Source organism: Gilliamella sp. Occ4-3, assembly GCF_001690675.1.
Taxonomy (GTDB): domain Bacteria; phylum Pseudomonadota; class Gammaproteobacteria; order Enterobacterales; family Orbaceae; genus Gilliamella; species Gilliamella bombi.
Map to the genome: position 1 here is coordinate 1 of NZ_LZHR01000040.1, position 1539 is coordinate 1539.

Annotated in this window: 2 protein-coding genes; one reads left to right on the forward strand and one right to left on the reverse strand. The window is 33.4% G+C overall.

The window, feature by feature from the left end:
* Nucleotides 1-639: IS3 family transposase (locus A9G44_RS04080; protein ID WP_065609304.1), on the forward strand; the 639-nt coding region annotated here is incomplete at its 5' end.
* 476 nt (nt 640-1115) lie between these two features.
* Here A9G44_RS04080 and A9G44_RS04085 read toward each other — a convergent pair.
* Nucleotides 1116-1496 carry a DUF805 domain-containing protein gene (locus tag A9G44_RS04085; RefSeq protein WP_051634362.1) on the reverse strand — a complete coding sequence of 127 codons (381 nt, stop codon included), beginning with the start codon at nt 1494-1496 and terminating at the stop codon, nt 1116-1118.
* Between the last annotated feature and the right edge of the window lie 43 nt (nt 1497-1539).

Here is a 1539-nt window from a genome sequence, read left to right on the forward strand (position 1 = left end):
TTTCCTAAATGCTTTAATCGTATCAGAAAGCTCGGCTATCAATGGAACCATAAGCGTGTTTATCGGGTGTATTGTGAATTAAAGCTTAATCTCAGAGTAAAACGAAAAAAACGCATTCCTCCACGATGCCCGGAAAAGCTATTGGTGCCTAATAAACAAGGTGAATGTTGGTCAATGGATTTTATGAGTGATAGTAGCCGTAATCAACGTCGCTTTAGGACATTCAATGTTATCGATGACTTTAATCGTGAGGCGCTAGGGATTGATATTGCAGTAAGTTTACCAGCAGGAAGGATTACCCGTTACTTAGATAAACTGGCTGAATATCATGGATATCCATTAAAAATACGGGTCGATAATGGGCCAGAATTTACAGGAAAAACCTTTATAAACTGGGCTAAATCACATAATATAACCATTGATTATATCCAGCCTGGTAGCCCTTATCAAAATGGCTATATTGAACGATTTAATCGTACCTATCGTACTGAAGTACTCGATTTATATCTTTTTAACAACTTAGCACAAGCAAGGAAAATAACCGAAGAATGGCTAACGATTTATAACACCGAAAGACCGCATGAGGCATTAAATAACATGACACCGATTGAGTATAAAACACTAAAACAAGCAGCTTAATTTTCTACGTGAGTTGTGTACTAAGTTTGGGGCATTTACACGCATAATCCACTGATTGTTGTTTAAATTCAATACTAAATTTTTTAACCATGATATTTGTCTCCTATAATTTTTGTTTATATCATAGAGGCGACTTTTGTCCACTTTTTTGGCGAGGATCATACATAGCAATCTCCAAACTGTGGTGGTGCGAAGGTGCTAGTATAAATCACCTTTCTACTTTCTTCACTCCACCGTGTTTAAAATTGCACTTCATGTTTGAATCCAGGTTTATTGAATATAAAACACGAAAATAAACAATATCATTATCTACGTTAGTTTTGTACTAAAAATAGGATATTTATAATCATTAAAATGTTAGTTGAAAGTTATGTTAAAACTGAGAATAAGAGGGGTAGATAAAATAGTTAAGAACAAAGAGCTGAATATAGGGAAAACTGTACTCCCTTCACCATGCGGAGTGAAGGAGTATTTTACTAATTTGACAATATTCTTGGGTTAGGTCCGTATTGGTTTTCTCCTGAAGTTGGTTTTATTATTAAAGATGCACCTATTATAGCTCCTGGACAGAGAAGATAAACAAAACACCACAGACCGCTTGTACCTATATCATGTAATCGTCTAACATTGTAAGACAATATTGTAAGAAAAGTAACGATAAAAATTAACATTACACAGATTCCTAATATAGTACTTGGTAATATTTTGTCCATACTGAATAGCAGTACAAAAGAGAACCATACTAATATACATTGAATAAGAATAAAAAATCCAAACTCACTACGAGTTGAACGTCCTTTATAACGAAACATTTTTCTATAGCCATCAAGCCATGAATTAATTGCTTTACTTAACACTTAATACTCCTTATTTATTAAAATATTTGTAAATATATAATAA